Raw genomic sequence first — 22,078 nt, forward strand, 5'->3', positions numbered from 1 at the left:
GCCAGTGAAACGACACAGATTGCCAGGAATGACCCATGGACAGTAAATGGCTGGAAGATTTCTTATGTCTGAGCCAGTACGGTAGCTTTTCCCGGGCGGCCCGCGCCCGCCATGTGACCCAGCCCGCCCTGAGCCGGCGCATCAGAACGCTGGAGGAAACCCTCGGCGCGCCGCTGTTTGATCGCACCACCACACCGGTCACCCTGACCTGTTTCGGGGTGCGCTTCGAACCCTATGCCCGGCGCGTGCTGGAGACCCTCTCCCAGGCGCGCTATGAGCTGGGAACCCTCTCGCCCGCTTCGGAAAATACTATCGTTATGGTCAGTCTTCACACCCTGTCGATCAACGTATTGCCCGATATTATCGGCTTTTTACGCCAGAGCGAGTCCGGGCTGCGTTTTAATGTGAACTCATCGGTGCAGGGGGTGGATAACCATTTTGAAGCCTTGCTCAATCGGCAGATCGATCTGCTAATCACCTACGATTCACTGCAGGCGCGTCCGGAACCGGAAGTGGCGCAACAGTTACAGAACATTGTGTGGCGCTATGAACGCTTTATTCCGGTCATCTCATCACGGCTGATTAACGGCATTGAGCGTCAGAACGCGCCGATTCCCTGGCTGAGCTACAGCGATTATACGATTGTGCGGCGCATTGTCGGCCCGGCAGAGGAAAAGCTGCAATCGCGTTTGATCAAAGTGTTTGAGAGCGGACTGAGCGAGAGTGTCCGGGAGATGGTGTTACGCCATATCGGGATGGCGTGGTTGCCGGCGTCGACGGTGGCGGAACAACTGGCCAGCGGCGAGCTGGTACAGTATAGCCCTGATGAGCGCGCGTTAACCTGTGAAGTGCCGATTACTGTCTGGTGCAATCGCGGGGAAAACCGGTCGGTATTACAGCGCTGTTGGGAGAAACTGGCGCAGCCGCGACTGCCGTGACCATTTTTTCCGCAATCAAAGCGTTATTAAAAAATTGCCCTTGCTAAGGGCAGACGCTTTGGTTAGTATTCACACCCGCTTCAGTGGGGAATGACAAATAAACCCTGCTTTGTCTGGTAAGAAGCAATTGGTGTGCGGTGATACCGCAAGGAATAGGTCGATTATGTACGAAGCTCTTCTGATAGTTTTCCTTATTGTGGCAGTGGCCCTGGTTGGCCTGATCATGCTGCAGCAAGGTAAAGGTGCGGATATGGGAGCCTCTTTCGGTGCAGGCGCATCCGCCACGTTGTTCGGCTCAGGTGGTTCTGGCAACTTCATGACCCGTATGACTGCGGTGCTGGCGACGCTGTTCTTTATCATCAGCCTGGTGCTGGGGAACATCAATAGCAACAAGACGAATAAAGGAAGCGAGTGGGATAATCTGTCTCAGCCCGCACAAACGGAGCAGACCACGCAGCCGGCGGAAACCAATAAACCGGTTAGCGATATCCCGCAGTAACTTGCCAGTTTTAACGCGGTGAAGTGTCATCGCGTAGGTAAATGAAGTGCCGAGGTGGTGGAATTGGTAGACACGCTACCTTGAGGTGGTAGTGCCCGATTGGGCTTACGGGTTCAAGTCCCGTCCTCGGTACCAATATTCCGGAAAAAAGACGTCGCAGGACGTCTTTTTTTTATGTGCAATTAGTTGCAATCCGCGTAAGTCCCGGCTCTTCTGTATCTTCCCATATCAACAAAATTCAACATCCATCGACATGTTTGTGAGTACAATCCACAGGTTATTGGATTGATCATCCAGGCATAGTGTTAGCGGTACGATTCATCGGATAGTTTGGTCCACATACCATTCGTCAGCCGGTATTACTCGCTACGGTACTTTATCACCAGAATCGGCAGGGCGAACACCAGTGTCAGAAAGTTCGCTACGCTAACGACTGCATCATCAATCAACAGCCCGTAAATCAGCCACATCATCAACCCGCAGACGAACATTATGTACATCAGCCGGGAAATCCCTTGCGTATTACGGGTGGTGATAACCTTAATTGCCTGTGGTAAAAAAGAGAGCGTTGTCAGGCTTGCCGCAATGTAGCCAATTAGTGAAGTCCATTCCATGTTCACGCTTTCACATCTCCGGTCGTTCCAACAAGGGCCTCCGGTATTTCCTGCTGCACAACTGGCGGCGGTGTTCTACGGTACTTATCCAGTAGATGGATCTGTATTTTCTGCAACGTATCACCATTCAGGCGGTAATAACGAAAGTAGAGAGTCAGGGTGACAATGAAGAATAGTGTGGGCAGGGCTATCATGATGAACTGCATTCCCAGGATCGTGTGAGCGGGCTGCGCCACATTAGGGATATAGTCGATAAGCCCCAGCACTATGGCGATGAAAAACGCTGCAAATGCCGAGCCGCCTTTCACCACCATCGTCTGTACGGAATAGGCAATGCTCTCACAGCGAATATTCAACTTAAACTCACCATAATCGACGGTATCCGCCACCATAATTACCTGTAGTACCCAGAACAGTGCCGTACCGATATTCAGGAAGATCCCCGCAATAACGATCAGGGTAGCATTGTGGTAACTTGCCAGCGCCATTGCAAAAAGCACTCCGCAACTTAGAACCGGCATCACCGATGCACCCGCCCATAAAATACGTCGGGACAACGTTTTTACCAGCCGGGGAAAGATTATCAGCGTCAGCAAATTGGCAGCGCCTGCGTAGGACAGGTAGTAAGGAAAAAGGTCAGCATCACCAATCACATAGGTGAAATAGTAAATCGCAAAGCCGGTAATAATATTGGCTGCAACATTGTAGGCCAGCGCCATTCCCAGCAGGCATAAAAGCTGGTCATTCCTGTAAATTAATCCCACTATGGCCTTTAATGACAGACGCGAACTGTCCGCTGTTGCATCGCAATCGGAAGAGTAAACTTCATGTACTTTACGTAGAGTAACGATCGTCGAAACAATAAAGAATGCGATCAGTACCAATGTGAACATCTGGAAGCCAAATCCTCGGTCCACACCACCCACCGCGTTTACAAATGGCAGCGTTACTCCAGCGGTGACGAATCCGGCCAGACTGGCGAAAAACCGGGGAAATGGCACCAGTTGCTCACGTTCACGCTTGTCAAGGGTAATGGTCGGTACCAGCGACCAGAACGGAATGTCCATGAGCGTATAGGTCATACCCCACAGAATATAGGTCACGCAGACAAAAGCTATCTGTGCGTTCCCTTCAAAAAGATGCGCACTGAAGAGCAGAAACAGCACCAGTGAATTCGTCAGCGTACCGATTAATATCCAGGGTTTGAATTTTCCCCACCGCGAACGCGTAGCGTTAACAATCCAGCCCATAATGGGATCATTAACCGCATCCCAAATCCGTGCAATCAGGAAGAGAGTCCCGACGAAGCTGACCGATAGTCCCACCACATCGGTGTAGTAATACATCAGGTACATATACACAATGCCAATGGCAAAATCCTTACCAAACGCGCCGAACCCATAACTTAGTTTTGTTGTCAGGGAGATGCTCATAAGGTACCGGGCCGCTGTTACCAGCGCCCGCCTTCTGTTATCAGAGAATTTGCACACCAAAATGTATGCCCGGTGTAGCCAGATATTAGCGGTGTATCCAGGCTGGTAACCAGTTGCCGTGGGCCGCGATCAGGTCATCTACCAGCGTATAAATCTCCTCAATGCTCAGCACTGCCGCCGTATGCGGGTCCATCATGGTCGCATAGTAGACGTAGTCACGATTTTCAGTGAGGATTGCCTCGGTCAGTAGAGTCTGAACGTTGATATTGGTCTGCATCATGGCTGCCAGATGAGCTGGCAGTTTGCCCACTTTGGTCGGCTGAATACCGTTAGCATCCACCAGACAGGTCACTTCCACGCAGCACCCTTGTGGCAGGTTGTCTATCAGGCCATCGTTACGTACGTTGCCGTAAATCACACTCGGCTCTCCAGTCCAGAGAGCGTTCATGATAGTGCTGGCATATTCCCGCGAAGGCTTAATCTCGATTCGTTCTGCGGTCTTGAACTCTTCCAGCTCTTTATGCCAGTTTGCCAGTTGTTCCACGCAGCGTTTCGGATACTCATCCAGCGGCACCTTGTAACGTTCAATCAGGTCTTCACGCCCGGGCTTGATGAACCACGGCGTGTACTCGGCAAAGTGCTCCGACGATTCCGTTACGAAATAGCCCAGTTTTTTGAGCATCTCATAGCGCACAATGTTCTGGCAGCGCCCGTTACCGTGAATGTTTGGCTTTGGTGCTTGTCCGGTTTGATATGCCGCCAGCAGTTCGGGGTAGAGATTAACGTAGCTACCGCCAGTGGTTTTACGTTCCAGTTCAAGATAAAAAGCCATATGGTTAATACCGGCGCAGCGATAACGCAACGAGGCGGGATCAATATTCAGGTCGCGAGCCAATTCTTCCGCTGTCCCCTGCACGGAGTGGCACAGGCCCACCTGTCGGATGTGCGGATAGCGTGCATACATCGCCCAGGTATTCATCGCCATCGGGTTAACATAATTGAGCAGCGTGGCATCTGGACAGACTTCCGTCATATCCTCGCAAATCTGCCACAGATGCGGGATAGTGCGCAGCGCTCGCATAATACCGCCCGGGCCAAGCGTATCGGCGATGGTTTGCTTCAGCCCATGACGACGGCAGACCTCAAAATCGATGACTGTACAGGGCTCGTAACCACCAATCTGGAAGGCGACCACCACAAAGTCCGCATTGTGTAACGCCGCTTTGCGGTCGGTATGGCAGGTGATTTGTCCGGATGCGCCAGCAGAACTCATCAGCTTACGGACAACGATATGCGACTCTTCCAGACGCGCATCATCAATATCCATCAGGGCAATATGCGCAGACTTAAGGGCTGCACGTTGAAATACATCGCCCAGGATGTTTTTCACGAAAATCGTGGAGCCTGCGCCGATAAAGGTAATTTTAGGTTCTCTCACCATGACTCTCCCGAATGTGTTGAACAACGCCATGGTGGCACGGACTTCGGGTGAAAGCCTCCGTCTTCCCGGATGAGTATTCCCGTAAATCCAGATCCAGTGTTATAAGTAAAGCGAAATGACTTTTTGGGATAAAATGACTGAAAAAGAAGAGTATCCGGTCTGAAAATCAGTTTATTATCGAAATTGGCTGTTGATTTTGTGTCCTTATTCCCGGCCCAGCCTCTGCCGAGGGGGTATGATTCTTATAATTCAGGAAAAGGCTATGAATACACCTCTGACATCTCGTTTTTCGCCTGATCTATATATGTGCTGTAGCGATGAAAAGCAGAGTCGCGGTCCTTTGTCGCTTTATTCAGAAAGTCAGCGAATGGATATTGAATTGCGATCGCCGCAGGTTATGAGCAACAGCCACTGGCATGGTCAGGTGGAAGTGAATGTTCCTTTTGATGGCGATGTGGAATACCTGATCAACAATGATGTTGTGCAGATAGAACAAGGACACATCACCCTGTTCTGGGCCTGTACACCTCATCAGCTTACCCGGACAGGTACCTGTCAGCAGATGGCGATCTTCAACCTGCCGATGCACCTGTTCCTCTCCTGGCCGCTGGACCGGGATCTCATTAACCATGTCACTCATGGGATGGTCATTAAATCGCTGTCCCACCAGCAGTTAAGCGCTTTTGAAGTCCAGCGCTGGCGGCAAGAGTTGGAAAGTCATGACGAGCAAATTCGCCAACTGGCAATCGATGAAATAGGCCTGATGCTTAAGCGCTTTAGTCTTTCTGGCTGGCAGCCCATTCTGTTCAACAAAACCACCCGCACACATAAAAACAGGGTCTCGCGCCACGCGCAGTTTTACGTGAGCCAGATGCTGGAATTTATTGCTGGTAGCTACGATCAGGTTCTGACTATTAATGATGTCGCTGAACATGTGAAGCTCAATGCTAACTATGCGATGGGGATATTTCAGCGCGTGATGCAACTGACGATGAAACAGTACATTACGGCAATGCGCATTAATCATGTTCGTGCATTATTGAGCGATACTGACAAAACGATTCTTGATATAGCTCATACTGCCGGGTTTCGCTCAAGCAGTCGTTTTTACAGCACATTCAGCAAATTTGTCGGCATGTCGCCACTGCAATACCGCAAACTGAGCCAGCAGCGACGGCAAATCATGGTCAGTTGAGAAGTGCCTGTCAGGTATCATTCAGGGCATGCCGCTGCCTGGATAGCGGGTTTAGTGTCAATCCGTATTTCACCTTGTGGTGGGGCCGATGCACGAAGAAGAAACCGGGGATACCGTGAACGGTGAATCTGCCTCCGGTGCTGAATGATGGCAGAGGGTCTGCGCTTGAGTGATATCAATGAGGGTGTAAACCGAAGAGTTTAACTCACTCTCACGGTAGCCATATCCCCGAGTGGTCGCGTTCCGGAATGTTTTCATCCTGTTAGTGATACTGGATTAGCAAAGTCTCAGGGTTGTTTTGGTCCACGACAAACGGATGAATCTTCAGCATACTTTCCGACGGCTATCTCATCCTGATCATGTACTATCCCGGGCTCAAGGCGACCCGGGATAGTGGATAAGACCATTATTTGTCGAGGTTCTCAATCTGCGGCAGGCAGGCTTCAGAATAAGAGGTGAGCAGGCCGGTTTCCGCGTAGTTGAACAGCTTCTCACGGGTATCGGTGATGTCCAGGTTGCGCATCGTCAACTGGCCGATACGGTCGTCAGGAGAGAACACCGACTCGCCTTTCTCCATGGTCAAACGTTCCGCTTTATAGGTCAGATTGTCTGAGACCGTATTCATGATCGAATAGTCGTTGCCGCGACGCAGTTCCAGAGTGACTTCACCGGTAATCGCACTGGCGACCCAGCGTTGCAGGGAGTCACGTAGCATCAGCGCCTGCGGATCGAACCAGCGGCCCTGGTAGAGCAGACGGCCCAACTGGCGTCCATGAGCATGATACTGCTCAATGGTGTCTTCATTGTGAATGCCAGTCAGCAGGCGCTCATAAGCGATATGCAGCAATGCCATTCCCGGTGCTTCATAGATACCGCGGCTTTTCGCTTCAATGATACGGTTTTCAATCTGATCGCTCATGCCCAGACCGTGGCGCCCGCCGATACGGTTCGCTTCCATCATCAGCGCCACATCATCGGTAAAGGTTTTGCCGTTAAGGGCGACCGGGTGGCCGCGTTCAAAACGCACGGTGACTTCTTCAGCGGCGATTTTGACGCTTTCGTCCCAGAATTTTACCCCCATGATCGGGTTGACGATTTTCACGCTGGAATTGAGGTATTCAAGATCTTTCGCTTCGTGCGTCGCGCCCAGCATGTTGGAGTCGGTCGAGTAGGCTTTTTCTGCGGACATTTTGTAGTCAAAGCCGGAGGCGACCATGAACTCAGACATCTCCTGGCGGCCGCCCAGTTCATCAATAAAATCGGTATCCAGCCAGGGTTTGTAAATCTGTAGTTCGGCGTTGGTCAGCAGACCGTAACGATAGAAACGTTCAATATCGTTACCTTTATAGGTACTGCCGTCGCCCCAGATATTCACGCCATCTTCTTTCATTGCCGCAACCAGCATTGTGCCGGTTACGGCGCGTCCCAGGGGAGTGGTATTGAAATAGGTCAGGCCGCCGGTAGTGTTGTGGAACGCGCCGCACTGAATCGCCGCAATGCCTTCCGCCACCAGTTGCTTGCGGCAATCAATCAGTCGAGCATTCTCCGCGCCATATTCCATTGCACGACGAGGAATCGCTTCATAGTCATCCTCGTCCGGCTGCCCCAGGTTTGCAGTATATGCATAGGGCACAGCTCCCTTTTGTCGCATCCACAGCAGCGCAGCGCTGGTATCCAGACCGCCGGAAAAAGCGATGCCAATACGTTGTCCTGAGGGTAGATGCTTGAGAATCGTCGTCATAAAATAAAACCCTGCTTAATTGACTGATGAGTGACCATTTTCGCCATTATTGCATTTTTATGCAAAATAAATGAGTTTTCATTTAATCATCTTTTATCTATTACCGGAAGGGATTCGTGCATATTTAGTTAAAATTTCCCTGGTGGCCACTACTGGCGGAGGGGCTTATCCATCAGCCAGAAACCGCCGGGGAATCATTCAATGTCGGACATGGAACGCTGTGTTGACAGAATGTGAATTCAGGCAATATAATCTCCCCCGGTTTTACGTCCCGTCTTCGGTACCAAATCCCAACAATATTTGCATTTTTTGCATTATCGGCGTAGAATTCGCCACGTTTTCGGACGCGGGGTGGAGCAGCCTGGTAGCTCGTCGGGCTCATAACCCGAAGGTCGTCGGTTCAAATCCGGCCCCCGCAACCACTTTCCCTGAGAGTTGTTTTTCAAGCAGGCAGTTACGCGTCACTGGCGCTTTTATTGTCGATTTTGAAAAGAATTCTCCCGGAAAGCATCCGACTTACAAGGGTTCAGTTATATAACGCCCCGATTTATCGGGGTTTTTTGTTATCTGACAACAGTATAACTGGGCTTTAGGCCCTTTTTTTATGTCCTGGAGGTGGCGTTGTCCACGTTAGAGCAAAAATTAACAGAGATGATTACAGCACCGGTCGAAGCGCTGGGTTTTGAGCTTGTCGGCATTGAATTCGTTCGGGGTCGCACATCCACGCTGCGCATCTATATTGATAGTGAAGATGGCATCAATGTTGATGATTGTGCTGATGTCAGCCACCAGGTGAGTGCGGTACTGGACGTAGAAGATCCCATTACGGTGGCTTATAACCTGGAAGTCTCCTCACCCGGCCTCGACCGCCCCCTGTTTACGGCCGATCATTACACCCGTTTCCTGGGTGAGGACGTCTCGCTGGTACTGCGGATGGCGGTACAAAATCGCCGCAAGTGGCAGGGTGTAATCAAAGCCGTTGAGGGTGAAATGATCACAGTCACGGTCGAAGGCAAAGATGAAGTGTTCGCGCTGAGCAATATCCAGAAAGCGAACCTGGTTCCCCACTTTTAAACAGTCCGGATTGAGGCGAAACCCAGGATGAACAAAGAAATTTTGGCTGTTGTAGAAGCTGTTTCTAACGAAAAAGCGGTTCCGCGCGAAAAGATTTTCGAGGCGCTGGAAAGTGCTCTGGCAACGGCGACAAAAAAGAAATACGAGCAAGAGATTGATGTGCGCGTCAGCATCGATCGTAAGAGCGGCGATTTTGATACTTTCCGCCGCTGGGTCGTGGTTGAAGAAGTGACCATGCCGACCCGGGAAATCACCCTGGATGCGGCGCGTTTCGAAGACCCGTCCCTGAATGTCGGCGATTATGTAGAAGATCAGATTGAATCTGTCACTTTCGACCGCATTACGACGCAAACGGCGAAACAGGTAATCGTTCAAAAGGTTCGTGAAGCTGAACGCGCAATGGTTGTGGATCAATTCCGCGAGCATGAAGGTGAGATAATCACCGGCGTGGTGAAAAAAGTGAACCGTGAAAACATCACTCTGGATCTGGGCAATAACGCCGAAGCGGTGATTCTGCGCGAAGATATGCTGCCGCGTGAAAACTTCCGCCCTGGCGATCGTATTCGCGGCGTGCTGTATGCTGTTCGCCCGGAAGCGCGCGGCGCTCAGCTGTTTGTCACCCGTTCCAAACCGGAAATGTTGATCGAACTGTTCCGCATTGAAGTGCCTGAAATTGGCGAAGAAGTCATTGAGATTAAAGCCGCAGCCCGCGATCCGGGGTCCCGCGCCAAAATCGCTGTGAAAACCAACGATAAGCGTATTGATCCGGTCGGCGCCTGTGTCGGTATGCGTGGTGCGCGCGTTCAGGCGGTATCAACCGAACTGGGCGGCGAGCGTATCGATATTGTGCTGTGGGACGATAACCCGGCGCAATTTGTGATCAACGCCATGGCGCCGGCAGACGTAGCGTCTATCGTGGTGGACGAAGATAAGCACACCATGGATATCGCCGTTGAAGCGGGTAACCTGGCGCAGGCCATTGGTCGTAACGGCCAGAACGTACGCCTGGCGTCGCAGCTGAGCGGCTGGGAACTCAACGTTATGACCGTTGAAGACCTGCAGGCCAAGCACCAGGCTGAAGCGCATGCGGCGATTGATACGTTTACGAAGTATCTCGATATCGATGAAGATTTCGCCACAGTACTGGTAGAAGAAGGCTTCTCCACGCTCGAAGAACTGGCCTGGGTGCCGATGAAAGAGCTGCTGGAGATCGATGGCCTGGATGAACCGACCGTAGAAGCATTACGCGAGCGCGCTAAAAACGCGCTCACCACCCTGGCGCTGGCCCAGGAAGAGAGCCTCGGCGATAACAAGCCGCAGGAAGATCTGCTCAACCTTGAGGGGATGGATCGTACTCTCGCACTGAAACTGGCCGCCCGTGGAGTTTGTTCGCTGGAAGACCTCGCCGAACAGGGCGTGGACGACCTGTCAGATATTGAAGGGCTCACCAATGAAAAAGCCGGTGAATTGATCATGGCTGCCCGCAATATTTGTTGGTTTGGCGATGAAGCGTAATAAACTGTAGCAGGAAGGAACAGCATGACAGATGTAACCGTAAAAACGCTGGCTGCAGAGATTCAGACCTCCGTGGATCGCCTGGTACAGCAATTTGCTGATGCAGGGATCCCGAAGTCCGCTGAAGACTCTGTAACGGCACAAGAGAAACAAACGCTGCTTGCTCACCTGAACCGTGAACATGGTTCCGGGCCGGACAAGTTGACTTTACAGCGCAAAACGCGCAGTACTTTGAGCATTCAGGGTACCGGTGGTAAAAGTAAGTCGGTACAAATTGAAGTCCGCAAAAAACGCACCTTTGTAAAACGTGATCCGCTGGAGGCTGAGCGTCTCGCCGCGGAAGAACAGGCGAAGCGTGAGGCGGAAGAGAAAGCCCGTCGTGAGGCAGAAGAAACTGCCAGACGCGAGGCGCAGGAAAAAGCGAAACGCGAAGCTGAAGAACAGGCTAAGCGTGACGTCGCTGAACAGGCGAAACGTGAAGCTGCGGAAAAAGACAAAGTGATTAACCAACAATCTGACGAATCGACCAAAAGCGCCCAGGCCGAGAAAGCCCGTCGTGAAGCTGAAGCGGCGGAACTGAAGCGTAAGGCGGAAGAAGAAGCGCGTCGTAAACTCGAAGAGAGTGCCCGTCTGGCGGCGGAAGAAGCGCGTCGTCTGGCGGAAGAAAGCGAAAGCCGCTGGACCAATAAAGATGAGAGCGATGAGGGGAGCGACTATCACGTCACGACATCCCAGCACGCTCGTCAGGCGGAAGACGACAGCGATCGCGAAGTGGAAGGCGGCCGTGGCCGCGGCCGCAACGCGAAAGCGGCCCGCCCGAAGAAAACCAACAAGCATGCGGAATCTAAAGCCGATCGCGAAGAGGCCCGCGCTGCCATCCGCGGTGGTAAAGGCGGCAGGCGTAAAGGCAGCGCGCTGCAGCAGGGCTTCCAGAAGCCCGCTCAGGCCGTTAACCGTGACGTAATGATTGGCGAAACCATCACCGTGGCTGAACTGGCCAACAAAATGGCGGTGAAAGGTTCTCAGGTCATTAAAGCAATGATGAAGATGGGCGCAATGGCGACCATTAACCAGGTCATCGATCAGGAAACCGCACAGCTGGTTGCTGAAGAGATGGGCCACAAAGTCATTCTGCGTCGCGAGAACGAGCTGGAAGAGGCGGTAATGAGCGACCGTGATACCGGTGCTCAGGCTGAGCCGCGCGCGCCGGTTGTGACCATCATGGGTCACGTCGACCATGGTAAAACCTCGCTGCTCGACTACATTCGCTCCACCAAAGTGGCCTCCGGCGAAGCGGGTGGTATTACCCAGCACATTGGTGCGTACCACGTGCAGACCGACAACGGTATGATCACCTTCCTGGATACCCCAGGCCACGCCGCGTTTACCGCTATGCGTGCTCGCGGCGCCCAGGCGACGGATATCGTGGTACTGGTAGTGGCCGCGGACGACGGTGTGATGCCGCAGACGATTGAAGCTATCCAGCATGCCAAAGCGGCGCAGGTGCCGGTTGTGGTGGCGGTGAACAAAATCGATAAGCCGGAAGCCGATCCGGATCGCGTGAAAAACGAACTGTCCCAGTACGGCATCATTCCGGAAGAGTGGGGCGGCGAAAGCCAGTTTGTCCACGTTTCCGCGAAAGCCGGTACCGGTATTGATGAGCTGCTGGACGCTATCCTGTTGCAGGCGGAAGTTCTGGAGCTGAAAGCGGTACGCAGTGGCATGGCCAGCGGCGTGGTTATCGAATCGTTCCTCGACAAAGGCCGCGGCCCGGTTGCGTCCGTACTGGTACGCGAAGGTACTCTGCATAAAGGCGATATCGTTCTGTGTGGCTTCGAGTATGGCCGCGTGCGCGCGATGCGCGACGAACTGGGTCAGGAAGTTTCTGAAGCCGGTCCGTCTATTCCGGTGGAGATCCTCGGCCTGTCCGGCGTTCCGGCTGCCGGTGATGAAGTCACCGTGGTGCGTGACGAGAAGAAAGCCCGTGAAGTGGCGCTCTATCGTCAGGGTAAATTCCGCGAAGTGAAACTGGCTCGCCAGCAGAAACTCAAGCTGGAGAACATGTTCGCGAACATGGCCGAAGGCGAAGTGTCCGAAGTGAATATCGTGCTGAAAGCCGATGTTCAGGGCTCTGTGGAAGCTATTACCGATTCGCTGCTGAAACTGTCTACTGACGAAGTGAAAGTCAAGATTATCGGTTCCGGCGTTGGTGGTATCACCGAAACCGATGCTACCCTGGCAGCCGCGTCCAACGCGATTCTGGTCGGCTTCAACGTCCGTGCCGATGCTTCGGCCCGCCGGGTGATTGAGGCGGAAAGCCTGGATCTGCGTTACTACTCCGTCATCTATAACCTGATCGACGAAGTGAAAGCGGCGATGAGCGGTATGCTGTCTCCGGAGCTGAAACAGCAGATTATCGGTCTGGCTGAAGTCCGTGACGTGTTCAAATCACCGAAATTCGGCGCCATCGCAGGCTGTATGGTTACCGAAGGCGTGGTCAAACGTCACAACCCGATCCGCGTACTGCGCGATAACGTGGTTATCTATGAAGGCGAGCTGGAATCTCTGCGCCGCTTCAAAGATGACGTGAACGAAGTCCGTAACGGGATGGAATGCGGTATCGGCGTGAAGAACTATAACGACGTACGCACCGGCGATGTCATCGAAGTGTTCGAAGTGATCGAAATTCAGCGTACCATTTCCTGATACACCCGGTAGTGACAAGGTAAGTAATACTCTGAAGGGGGCTATGGCCCCCTTATTAGTCTGGAGAATAACATCATGGCGAAAGAATTTGGTCGCCCGCAGCGCGTGGCGCAGGAAATGCAGAAAGAGATTGCCATCATCCTGCAGCGCGAAATTAAAGATCCGCGCGTCGGATTGATGACAACCGTTTCCGGGGTGGAGATCTCCCGGGATCTGGCCTACGCCAAAGTGTACGTCACTTTCCTGAACGATCAGGACGAAAAAGCAGTAAAAGAAGGTGTAAAGGCATTGCAGGACGCGTCCGGCTATATCCGTACGCTGCTGGGTAAAGCGATGCGTCTGCGCATCGTGCCGGAACTGACGTTCTTCTATGATAACTCGCTGGTGGAAGGGATGCGTATGTCCAATCTGGTGACCAACGTGGTGAAACATGATGAAGAGCGCCGCGTAAATCCGGCGGACGATTCGAAGGAGGACTGATGAGTCGTCCTCGTCGTCGCGGTCGCGACGTTCACGGCGTGCTGTTGCTTGATAAGCCGCAGGGCGCGTCGTCAAACGATGTGCTGCAAAAAGTTAAGCGGATTTTTAACGCTAACCGCGCCGGTCATACCGGCGCGCTCGATCCTCTGGCTACCGGTATGCTACCGATTTGCCTGGGCGAGGCCACGAAATTTTCCCGCTACCTGCTGGATTCTGACAAACGTTACCGGGTAATCGCGAAGCTCGGTCAGCGCACCGATACTTCCGACGCTGACGGCAAAGTCGTCGAGCAGCGGGCGGTAAATTTCAGCAATCAGCAATTGCTTGAGGCGCTGGACTGCTTTCGCGGCGCCACGCAACAGGTTCCGTCGATGTATTCGGCGCTGAAACACCAGGGCAGGCCGCTGTATGAATACGCTCGCCAGGGCATCGAGGTGCCCAGAGAGGCGCGTCCTATTGTGGTGTATGAACTGCTGTTTATTCGCCATGAAGAGGATGAGCTGGAGCTGGAGATCCACTGTTCCAAAGGAACCTATATTCGCACCATCATTGACGATTTGGGTGAGAAGCTGGGATGCGGCGCGCATGTGATTTTCCTGCGTCGTCTGGCGGTGAGTAAATATCCGGTCGACAAAATGGTTACCCTGGAACAGTTAAGAATGTTGCAGGAGCAGGCCGAGGCGCAGGGCATTGCGGCAGATGAATTGCTGGATCCGCTGCTGATGCCGATGGACAGTCCGGCGGCGGAATTCCCGGCGGTGAATATTCCCCCGGCGGTTGCGGGATATTTCAGGAACGGACAGGCTGTCCGGGCCGCCGGCGCGCCGGCAGCCGGGCTGGTGCGGGTGACCGAAGGGGATGAGCAACGATTTATCGGTATGGGTGAAATTGACGATCAAGGCCGGGTGGCGCCCCGCCGTCTGGTGGTGGAGTTCCCGGCATAAACCGTCGTCACCTTGCGATAACAGGCCGTGACGGGTAGAATGTTCCGGCTTAACCAGGCGGTAATTTGCTGTGCATTTTCGCCGCCTGCTCGGGTTGCTGAATTAGAGATCGGCACCCTTAATTTTTTATCTATAATTCTGGAGTTGAAAAATGTCTCTAAGCGTTGAAGCTAAAGCTAAAATCGTTTCTGAGTTCGGTCGTGGCACTAATGACAGCGGTTCTACTGAAGTTCAGGTAGCCCTGCTGACTGCCCAGATCAACCACCTGCAAGGTCACTTTGCAGAGCACAAAAAAGATCACCACAGCCGTCGTGGTCTGCTGCGTATGGTTTCTCAGCGTCGTAAGCTGCTCGACTACCTGAAACGTAAAGATGTGGCTCGCTACTCTGCGCTGATTGAGCGCCTGGGTCTGCGTCGCTAACTCTTGCCAGTTTCGGAAAAGGGGCCTTCAGAAAGGCCCCTTTTTTCAACCAAACCGCAGCAATTTCGTGGAAAGTCATGTATTGTTGCAAAAATGGATTTCTGTTGCAGAGGTTCGCGCGGCTAATGAGAGGCTTTATCCGCCAGGCGGATTAGGGTTGTCATTAGTCGCGAGGATGCGATGGAGATCGGGTGTTAACAGTGGCATGGCCGGTGGCGTGCCGCTATTCATTTGAAAGGACAACATTTTGCTTAATCCGATCGTTCGTAAATTCCAGTATGGTCAACATACGGTTACGCTTGAAACCGGTATGATGGCGCGCCAGGCAACGGCCGCCGTAATGGTCAGCATGGACGATACCGCGGTATTCGTTACCGTGGTTGGCGCCAAAAAAGCTAAACCGGGTCAGGACTTTTTCCCGCTGACGGTGAACTACCAGGAACGTACTTATGCTGCCGGCCGTATCCCGGGCAGTTTCTTCCGCCGTGAAGGTCGCCCGAGCGAAGGGGAAACCCTGATCGCCCGTCTGATCGACCGCCCGGTTCGTCCGCTGTTCCCGGAAGGTTTTGTTAACGAAGTGCAGGTGATTGCGACTGTCGTTTCTGTAAACCCGCAGGTTAACCCGGATATCGTCGCGATGATTGGCGCTTCTGCTGCGCTGTCACTGTCCGGTATCCCGTTCAATGGTCCGATTGGCGCGGCGCGCGTGGGCTACATCAACGATCAGTATGTCCTTAACCCGACGGCCGAAGAGCTGAAATCCAGCAAACTGGATCTGGTGGTTGCCGGTACAGAAGCGGCAGTACTGATGGTGGAATCAGAAGCCGATCTGCTGAGTGAAGATCAGATGCTGGGCGCCGTGGTGTTTGGTCACGAGCAGCAGCAGATCGTGATTCAGAACATCAATGACCTGGTGAAAGAAGCGGGCAAACCTCGCTGGGACTGGCAGCCGGAAGCGGTCAACGAAGCGCTGAACGCGCGCGTTGCTGCGCTGGCCGAAGCGCGTCTGAGCGATGCTTACCGCATCACCGACAAGCAAGAACGTTATGCTCAGGTTGATGTGATCAAGTCTGACGTTATCGCCGCTCTGACTGCCGAAGATGAAACTCTCGACGCCAATGAGCTGGGCGAAATTCTGCACGCTATCGAGAAAAACGTGGTGCGTAGCCGCGTGCTGGCTGGCGAGCCGCGTATCGATGGCCGCGAAAAAGATATGATCCGTGGGCTGGACGTACGTACCGGCGTACTGCCGCGTACTCACGGTTCCGCGCTGTTTACCCGTGGTGAAACTCAGGCGCTGGTTGCCGCAACGCTGGGTACCGCGCGCGACGCTCAGGTTATCGATGAACTGATGGGCGAGCGTACGGATTCCTTCCTGTTCCACTATAACTTCCCTCCATACTCCGTAGGTGAAACGGGGATGGTCGGTTCGCCGAAGCGCCGTGAAATTGGTCATGGTCGCCTGGCGAAGCGCGGCGTATTGGCCGTGATGCCGACGATGGAAGAGTTCCCGTACACCGTTCGCGTTGTGTCGGAAATCACCGAATCCAACGGTTCTTCCTCAATGGCTTCTGTCTGTGGCGCGTCACTGGCGCTGATGGACGCCGGGGTGCCGATCAAAGCGGCGGTAGCCGGTATTGCCATGGGTCTGGTGAAAGAAGGCGACAACTATGTTGTTCTGTCCGATATTCTCGGCGACGAAGATCATCTGGGCGATATGGACTTCAAAGTAGCGGGTTCCCGCGATGGTATCTCTGCCCTGCAGATGGATATCAAAATTGAAGGTATCACCAAAGAAATCATGCAGGTTGCGCTGAACCAGGCGAAGGGCGCGCGTCTGCACATCCTGGGCGTAATGGAACAGGCTATCAATGCCCCGCGCGGCGATATCTCTGAGTTCGCGCCGCGTATTCATACCATTAAGATCAACCCGGATAAGATCAAAGACGTGATCGGTAAGGGTGGTTCGGTAATTCGCGCGCTGACCGAAGAGACTGGCACGACTATCGAAATCGAAGATGACGGTACTGTGAAGATCGCTGCGACCGACGGTGATAAAGCGAAGCACGCGATTCGCCGCATTGAAGAGATCACCGCGGAGATCGAAGTTGGCCGTATCTACAATGGTAAAGTGACCCGTATCGTTGACTTTGGCGCCTTTGTGGCCATTGGCGGCGGTAAAGAAGGTCTGGTGCATATTTCTCAGATCGCCGACAAGCGCGTAGAGAAAGTGACTGATTATCTGCAGATGGGTCAGGAAGTGCCGGTGAAGGTACTGGAAGTTGATCGCCAGGGCCGCGTTCGTCTGAGCATTAAAGAAGCCACTGCGGCGGCTCCGGCAGCGGAGTCTGCAGCACCAGCCGCGCCTGAAGCCGAGTAATTCAGGCCGCTGATTCAGCTCTCTGTGGCGACATGGAGAGCTGCTTATTAGAGGGCAGGACACGCCCTTTTGCAGCCGGGGGACAGGACGTTCATCCAATTGTTGTCTTCGGGAGTGGGAAATGAAGCCTTTTTTGCGCTGGTGTCTTGTTGCGACAGCTCTTACGCTGGCGGGATGCAGCAACTCTGCCTGGCGTAAGAACGAAGTGCTCGCGGTGCCATTGCAGCCGACTTTGCAGCAAGAAGTCATTCTGGCGCGCATGGAGCAGATTCTTGCCAGTCGGGCTTTAACCGATGACGAACGCGCACAGCTTTTATATGAGCGCGGAGTATTGTATGATAGCCTCGGTCTGCGGGCACTGGCGCGTAACGATTTTTCGCAAGCGCTGGCCATAAGACCTGATATGCCTGAAGTATTCAATTACTTAGGCATTTATTTAACGCAGGCAGGCAATTTTGATGCTGCCTATGAAGCGTTTGATTCTGTACTTGAGCTTGATCCAACTTACAACTACGCGTACTTGAACCGTGGTATCGCCCTGTATTACGGGGGCCGTTACCGGTTAGCGCAAGATGATCTGCTGGCGTTTTATCAAGACGATCCCAATGATCCTTTCCGCAGTCTCTGGCTCTACGTTGTAGAGAGCAGACTGGATGGAAAACAGGCCAAAGCGGCGCTACAGCAGCGCTTCGATAAGGCGACCAAAGATCAATGGGGATGGAATATCGTCGAATTCTACCTGGGCAATATTAGCGAGAAAACGCTAATGGAGCGCCTTCAGGCAGACGCAACGGATAACACCTCGCTCGCTGAGCATCTCAGTGAAACCAACTTCTATTTAGGTAAGTATTACCTAAGTCTGGGGGATAGGGACAGCGCTGCGGCTCTGTTCAAATTAGCGGTTGCCAACAACGTCCATAATTTTGTTGAGCACCGTTATGCATTGTTGGAATTAGCGCTCTTGGGCCAGGAGCAAGACGACCTGGCAGAATCGGACCAGCAATAGCTGACGGACATTATCAGCCCAAAACGTTTTGTAAGTCATCGCCTTAACAGGCGAGGGCGTTTTGTTCGTCGATTAACCTACTTTGAGCCGGTTCACACTTTTCAATGAAAATTGCAGAACATTTTCACGACGAGTTATGTAGACTGGCCGCCAATGAACCAGAGGCATTTGTACTACATGGCTGAATTTGAAACCACTTTTTCCGATCTGGGCCTGAAGGCTCCCATCCTTGAAGCACTGAACGATCTCGGTTATGAAAAACCGTCACCGATTCAGGCCGCGTGCATCCCGCACCTGCTGGACGGCCGCGACGTGCTGGGTATGGCTCAGACCGGCAGTGGTAAAACAGCGGCATTCTCTCTGCCGCTGCTGAACAATATTGATGCGGATCTGCGTGCGCCGCAGATCCTGGTGCTGGCTCCGACGCGCGAGCTGGCGGTGCAGGTGGCGGAAGCCTGTACGGAATTCTCTAAACATATGCGTAGCGTGAACGTACTGGCCCTTTACGGCGGTCAGCGTTATGACGTTCAACTGCGCGCCCTGCGCCAGGGGCCGCAGATTGTCGTCGGTACGCCGGGTCGTCTGCTGGACCACCTGAAGCGCGGTACGCTGGATCTTTCTAACCTGAAAGGTCTGGTGCTGGATGAAGCCGACGAAATGCTGCGTATGGGCTTTATCGAAGACGTAGAAACGATCATGGCGCAGATTCCGGAAGGTCACCAGACCGCGCTGTTCTCCGCCACTATGCCGGAAGCGATTCGCCGCATTACCCGCCGCTTTATGAACGAGCCGCAGGAAGTGCGCATTCAGACTAACGTGACCACTCGCCCGGACATCAGCCAGAGCTACTGGACGGCTTACGGGATGCGTAAAAACGAAGCGCTGGTGCGTTTCCTGGAAGCGGAAGACTTTGACGCGGCGATTATTTTCGTACGTACCAAGAATGCCACGCTGGAAGTAGCGGAAGCTCTGGAGCGCAGCGGTTATAACAGCGCGGCGCTGAACGGCGATATGAACCAGGCGCTGCGTGAGCAGACCCTGGAACGCCTGAAAGACGGGCGTCTGGATATTCTGATCGCCACCGACGTTGCCGCTCGCGGCCTCGACGTTGAGCGTATCAGCCTGGTGGTGAACTACGATATCCCGATGGACGCTGAATCCTACGTGCACCGTATTGGTCGTACTGGCCGTGCCGGTCGTGCAGGCCGTGCGCTGTTGTTTGTCGAAAACCGCGAACGTCGCCTGCTGCGCAATATCGAGCGCACCATGAAGCTGACCATTCCGGAAGTGGAATTGCCGAACGCGGAACTGCTGGGCAAACGCCGTCTGGAAAAATTCGCCGCTAAAGTTCAGCAGCAGCTGGAAAGCAGCGATCTGGACCAGTATCGTGCTCTGCTGGAGAAACTGCAGCCTGAAGAGTCGCTGGATATGGAAACCCTGGCTGCAGCGCTGCTGAAAATGGCTCAGGGCGAGCGTCCGCTGATTCTGCCGCCGGATCAGGTTATTGAGCGCCGTCCGAAGCGTGAATTCCGCGATCGTGACGATCGCTTTGAGCGCCGCGGTGGTGAGCGTGGCGAGCGTAGTGAACGTCCGCGCCGTGAACGTCGTGACGTGGGTGAAATGGATCTCTACCGTATCGAAGTCGGCCGTGACGATGGTGTCGAAGTTCGTCACATCGTGGGTGCGATTGCTAACGAAGGGGATATCAGCAGCCGTTATATCGGCAATATTAAGCTGTTCGCTTCCCATTCGACTATCGAACTGCCGAAAGGTATGCCGGGCGAGGTGCTGCAGCACTTTACCCGTACACGCATCCTGAACAAGCCGATGAACATGCAGTTGCTGGGCGATGCACAGCCGCGCGGCGAACGTCGTGGCGGTGGCGGTGGTCGTGGCTTCGGCGGCGGCGAGCGTCGTGAAGGTGGTCGCGGTGAAGGCGCACCGCGTGGTGAACGCCGTTTCAGCGGTGAGCGCCGTGAAGGTGGACGTAGTTTCGGCGAACGTCGTGAAGGTCGCGGCCCGCGCCGTGATGATTCCAGTGGTCGTCGCCGTTTTGGCGATGCGTAAGTGATACTAAGGCCGGAGATAAACAGTAACCCGGCTTCAGAACTTACCCGAATCACCAGAAAATAAATCTGAGCCCTGACGCGAGTCGGGGCTTTTTTTTGCTCCGCGATCGTCGGTGGTTATATTTTATACTGTAAATCTGACGTAACGTGTAGCGATAAATTTACGTTTCAGATATAGAGTAAATTTTCTCTCTGCGTTGTACTCATGTACTGGTACGATGTATCATCACTGAAAAATAAAACATCTATTCACAGCAGAGAGAGTTATGGCAACACTGGCAACAACCAGCACCACCACGCCGGGTTTACTGGGCGGCGTAGTTATTATTGCCGGCACCATTATTGGCGCCGGTATGTTTTCCCTGCCGGTAGTCATGTCCGGGGCATGGTTTTTCTGGTCGCTGGCGGCGTTGGTTTTTACCTGGTTTTGCATGCTGCATTCCGGGTTAATGATCCTTGAGGCTAATCTTAACTATCGCGCCGGCGCCAGTTTTGACACCATCACTAAAGATCTGCTGGGTAAAGGCTGGAATGCGATTAACGGCCTGTCGATCGCCTTTGTGCTGTATATCCTGACTTACGCCTACATATCGGCGAGCGGCTCTATTCTGCAACACACCTTCGCGGAGATGTCGCTGGCGGTACCGGCGCGTCTCGCCGGGCTGGGGTTCGCGCTGATTGTTGCGCTGGTGGTCTGGATGAGCACAAAAGCGGTCAGCCGCCTCACGGCGATTGTCCTCGGCGCCAAAGTGATCACCTTCTTCCTGACTTTCGGCAGTCTGCTGGGGCATGTCACGCCGGCGACACTGTTCAACGTCGCGGAGGCGAGTCCGAGCTACGCGCCTTATCTGCTGATGACGTTACCATTCTGTCTGGCATCGTTCGGCTATCACGGCAATGTCCCGAGCCTGATGAAATATTATGGTAAAGATCCGCGCATTATCACCCGCTGCCTGGTATGGGGAACGTTGATCGCCCTTGGCCTGTATGTTATCTGGCTGCTGGGCACCATGGGAAATATTGCCCGACCGGCCTTTATCGATATTGCTGATAAAGGCGGTAATATTGATGTGCTGGTCCAGGCGTTGAGCGGTGTACTGAACAGCCGCATGCTTGATTTGCTGCTGGTGATTTTTTCCAACTTTGCGGTAGCCAGTTCTTTCCTTGGGGTTACGCTGGGCCTGTTTGATTACCTGGCCGACTTGTTTAAATTTGACGACTCTGCCTTCGGGCGTTTTAAAACGGCGCTGATTACCTTCCTGCCGCCGATGATTGGCGGGGTTTTGTGGCCGAATGGTTTTCTATACGCCATCGGCTATGCCGGGCTGGCGGCGACCATCTGGGCGGCGATTGTGCCTGCGCTACTGGCGAATGCTTCCCGGAAACGTTTTGGCAGCCCGGCTTTTCGGGTATGGGGAGGGAAAGGGATGATCGCGCTTATTCTGGTATTCGGTATTGGCAATGCGCTGGTGCATATCCTTTCCAGCTTTAACTTACTGCCGGTTTATCATTAATTCCTGAACGCCAGGCTTTTAGTCTGGCTCCGGGCATATTTGTCAAAAATTCTTCCACGAAGGGGAGATTTTCGGGCACGCGTCATTACCCTCCAGAGTGATGATGGC

The 22,078-nt window shown here is 53.5% G+C and carries 18 protein-coding genes and 2 tRNA genes; 16 read left to right on the top strand and 4 right to left on the bottom strand.

Annotated elements, in window-relative coordinates:
* Positions 1-35: 35 nt before the first annotated feature.
* From AQ981_RS05950 to AQ981_RS05960, 3 genes are all read left to right on the top strand, one after another.
* Positions 36-938, top strand: coding sequence for a LysR family transcriptional regulator (locus AQ981_RS05950; RefSeq protein WP_058910843.1), 903 nt, complete (start codon positions 36-38; stop codon positions 936-938).
* A 163-nt stretch (positions 939-1,101) separates the two neighbouring features.
* A complete protein-coding gene (gene secG / locus AQ981_RS05955; RefSeq protein WP_058910844.1) occupies positions 1,102-1,437 on the top strand; it encodes a preprotein translocase subunit SecG in 336 nt (111 codons plus the stop codon).
* Positions 1,438-1,485: 48 nt separating this feature from the next.
* A tRNA-Leu gene (locus tag AQ981_RS05960) sits at positions 1,486-1,572 on the top strand.
* A gap of 224 nt (positions 1,573-1,796) precedes the next feature.
* Here the strand turns inward: AQ981_RS05960 and AQ981_RS05965 are convergent.
* From AQ981_RS05965 to melA, 3 genes are all read right to left on the bottom strand, one after another.
* On the bottom strand, positions 1,797-2,051 hold the full coding sequence (locus AQ981_RS05965) for a SemiSWEET transporter (protein WP_058910845.1): 255 nt from the start codon (positions 2,049-2,051) through the stop codon (positions 1,797-1,799).
* A gap of 2 nt (positions 2,052-2,053) precedes the next feature.
* Complete coding sequence (melB, locus tag AQ981_RS05970) at positions 2,054-3,484, bottom strand: melibiose:sodium transporter MelB (protein WP_058910846.1); 1,431 nt, start codon at positions 3,482-3,484, stop codon at positions 2,054-2,056.
* An 85-nt stretch (positions 3,485-3,569) separates the two neighbouring features.
* Complete coding sequence (melA, locus tag AQ981_RS05975) at positions 3,570-4,925, bottom strand: alpha-glucosidase/alpha-galactosidase (RefSeq protein ID WP_058910847.1); 1,356 nt, start codon at positions 4,923-4,925, stop codon at positions 3,570-3,572.
* A 262-nt stretch (positions 4,926-5,187) separates the two neighbouring features.
* Here melA and melR point away from each other — a divergent pair, with 262 nt between their 5' ends.
* Entirely contained in the window at positions 5,188-6,120 is a 933-nt protein-coding gene (gene melR, locus AQ981_RS05980; protein ID WP_058910848.1) for a transcriptional regulator MelR, read from the top strand.
* A gap of 406 nt (positions 6,121-6,526) precedes the next feature.
* Here the strand turns inward: melR and argG are convergent, their stop codons facing one another.
* On the bottom strand, positions 6,527-7,861 hold the full coding sequence (gene argG, locus AQ981_RS05985) for an argininosuccinate synthase (RefSeq protein ID WP_058910849.1): 1,335 nt from the start codon (positions 7,859-7,861) through the stop codon (positions 6,527-6,529).
* 345 nt (positions 7,862-8,206) lie between these two features.
* Between argG and AQ981_RS05990 the strand changes: the two genes are divergently transcribed.
* The 12 genes from AQ981_RS05990 (at position 8,207) to mtr (ending at position 21,970) form a co-directional block, all read left to right on the top strand.
* Positions 8,207-8,283: transfer RNA gene (locus tag AQ981_RS05990), tRNA-Met, on the top strand.
* 199 nt (positions 8,284-8,482) lie between these two features.
* Positions 8,483-8,935: a ribosome maturation factor RimP gene (gene rimP, locus AQ981_RS05995; RefSeq protein ID WP_071608819.1), complete on the top strand. Its 453-nt coding sequence runs from the start codon at positions 8,483-8,485 to the stop codon at positions 8,933-8,935.
* 27 nt (positions 8,936-8,962) lie between these two features.
* Positions 8,963-10,450 (top strand): transcription termination factor NusA, encoded by a 1,488-nt coding sequence (nusA, locus tag AQ981_RS06000; RefSeq protein ID WP_058910851.1) that lies wholly within the window; start codon positions 8,963-8,965, stop codon positions 10,448-10,450.
* Positions 10,451-10,474: 24 nt separating this feature from the next.
* Positions 10,475-13,156: a translation initiation factor IF-2 gene (infB, locus tag AQ981_RS06005; protein WP_058910852.1), complete on the top strand. Its 2,682-nt coding sequence runs from the start codon at positions 10,475-10,477 to the stop codon at positions 13,154-13,156.
* A 75-nt stretch (positions 13,157-13,231) separates the two neighbouring features.
* Complete coding sequence (rbfA, locus tag AQ981_RS06010) at positions 13,232-13,636, top strand: 30S ribosome-binding factor RbfA (protein WP_058910853.1); 405 nt, start codon at positions 13,232-13,234, stop codon at positions 13,634-13,636.
* Positions 13,636-14,580, top strand: a complete 945-nt coding sequence (gene truB / locus AQ981_RS06015; RefSeq protein ID WP_058910854.1) for a tRNA pseudouridine(55) synthase TruB — start codon at positions 13,636-13,638, stop codon at positions 14,578-14,580. Before rbfA ends, truB begins: the two co-directional genes overlap by 1 nt.
* A gap of 151 nt (positions 14,581-14,731) precedes the next feature.
* The gene (gene rpsO / locus AQ981_RS06020) at positions 14,732-15,001 is read left to right on the top strand and encodes a 30S ribosomal protein S15 (RefSeq protein ID WP_013098914.1); all 270 of its coding nucleotides are present in this window, start codon (positions 14,732-14,734) and stop codon (positions 14,999-15,001) included.
* A 247-nt stretch (positions 15,002-15,248) separates the two neighbouring features.
* Positions 15,249-17,381, top strand: coding sequence for a polyribonucleotide nucleotidyltransferase (pnp, locus tag AQ981_RS06025; RefSeq protein WP_058910855.1), 2,133 nt, complete (start codon positions 15,249-15,251; stop codon positions 17,379-17,381).
* 121 nt (positions 17,382-17,502) lie between these two features.
* The gene (gene nlpI / locus AQ981_RS06030; RefSeq protein WP_058910856.1) at positions 17,503-18,387 is read left to right on the top strand and encodes a lipoprotein NlpI; all 885 of its coding nucleotides are present in this window, start codon (positions 17,503-17,505) and stop codon (positions 18,385-18,387) included.
* Positions 18,388-18,491: 104 nt separating this feature from the next.
* A complete protein-coding gene (yrbN, locus tag AQ981_RS28490) occupies positions 18,492-18,572 on the top strand; it encodes a protein YrbN (RefSeq protein ID WP_121500620.1) in 81 nt (26 codons plus the stop codon).
* Entirely contained in the window at positions 18,565-20,454 is a 1,890-nt protein-coding gene (locus AQ981_RS06035) for a DEAD/DEAH family ATP-dependent RNA helicase (RefSeq protein WP_058910857.1), read from the top strand. The genes yrbN and AQ981_RS06035 overlap by 8 nt, the downstream gene beginning before the upstream one ends.
* 268 nt (positions 20,455-20,722) lie before the next feature.
* Positions 20,723-21,970, top strand: a complete 1,248-nt coding sequence (gene mtr, locus AQ981_RS06040) for a tryptophan permease (protein ID WP_058910858.1) — start codon at positions 20,723-20,725, stop codon at positions 21,968-21,970.
* Positions 21,971-22,078 lie beyond the last annotated feature (108 nt).

Origin of the sequence: Entomohabitans teleogrylli (genome assembly GCF_001484765.1) — a bacterium.
In the GTDB taxonomy this organism is placed as follows: Bacteria; Pseudomonadota; Gammaproteobacteria; order Enterobacterales; family Enterobacteriaceae; genus Entomohabitans; species Entomohabitans teleogrylli.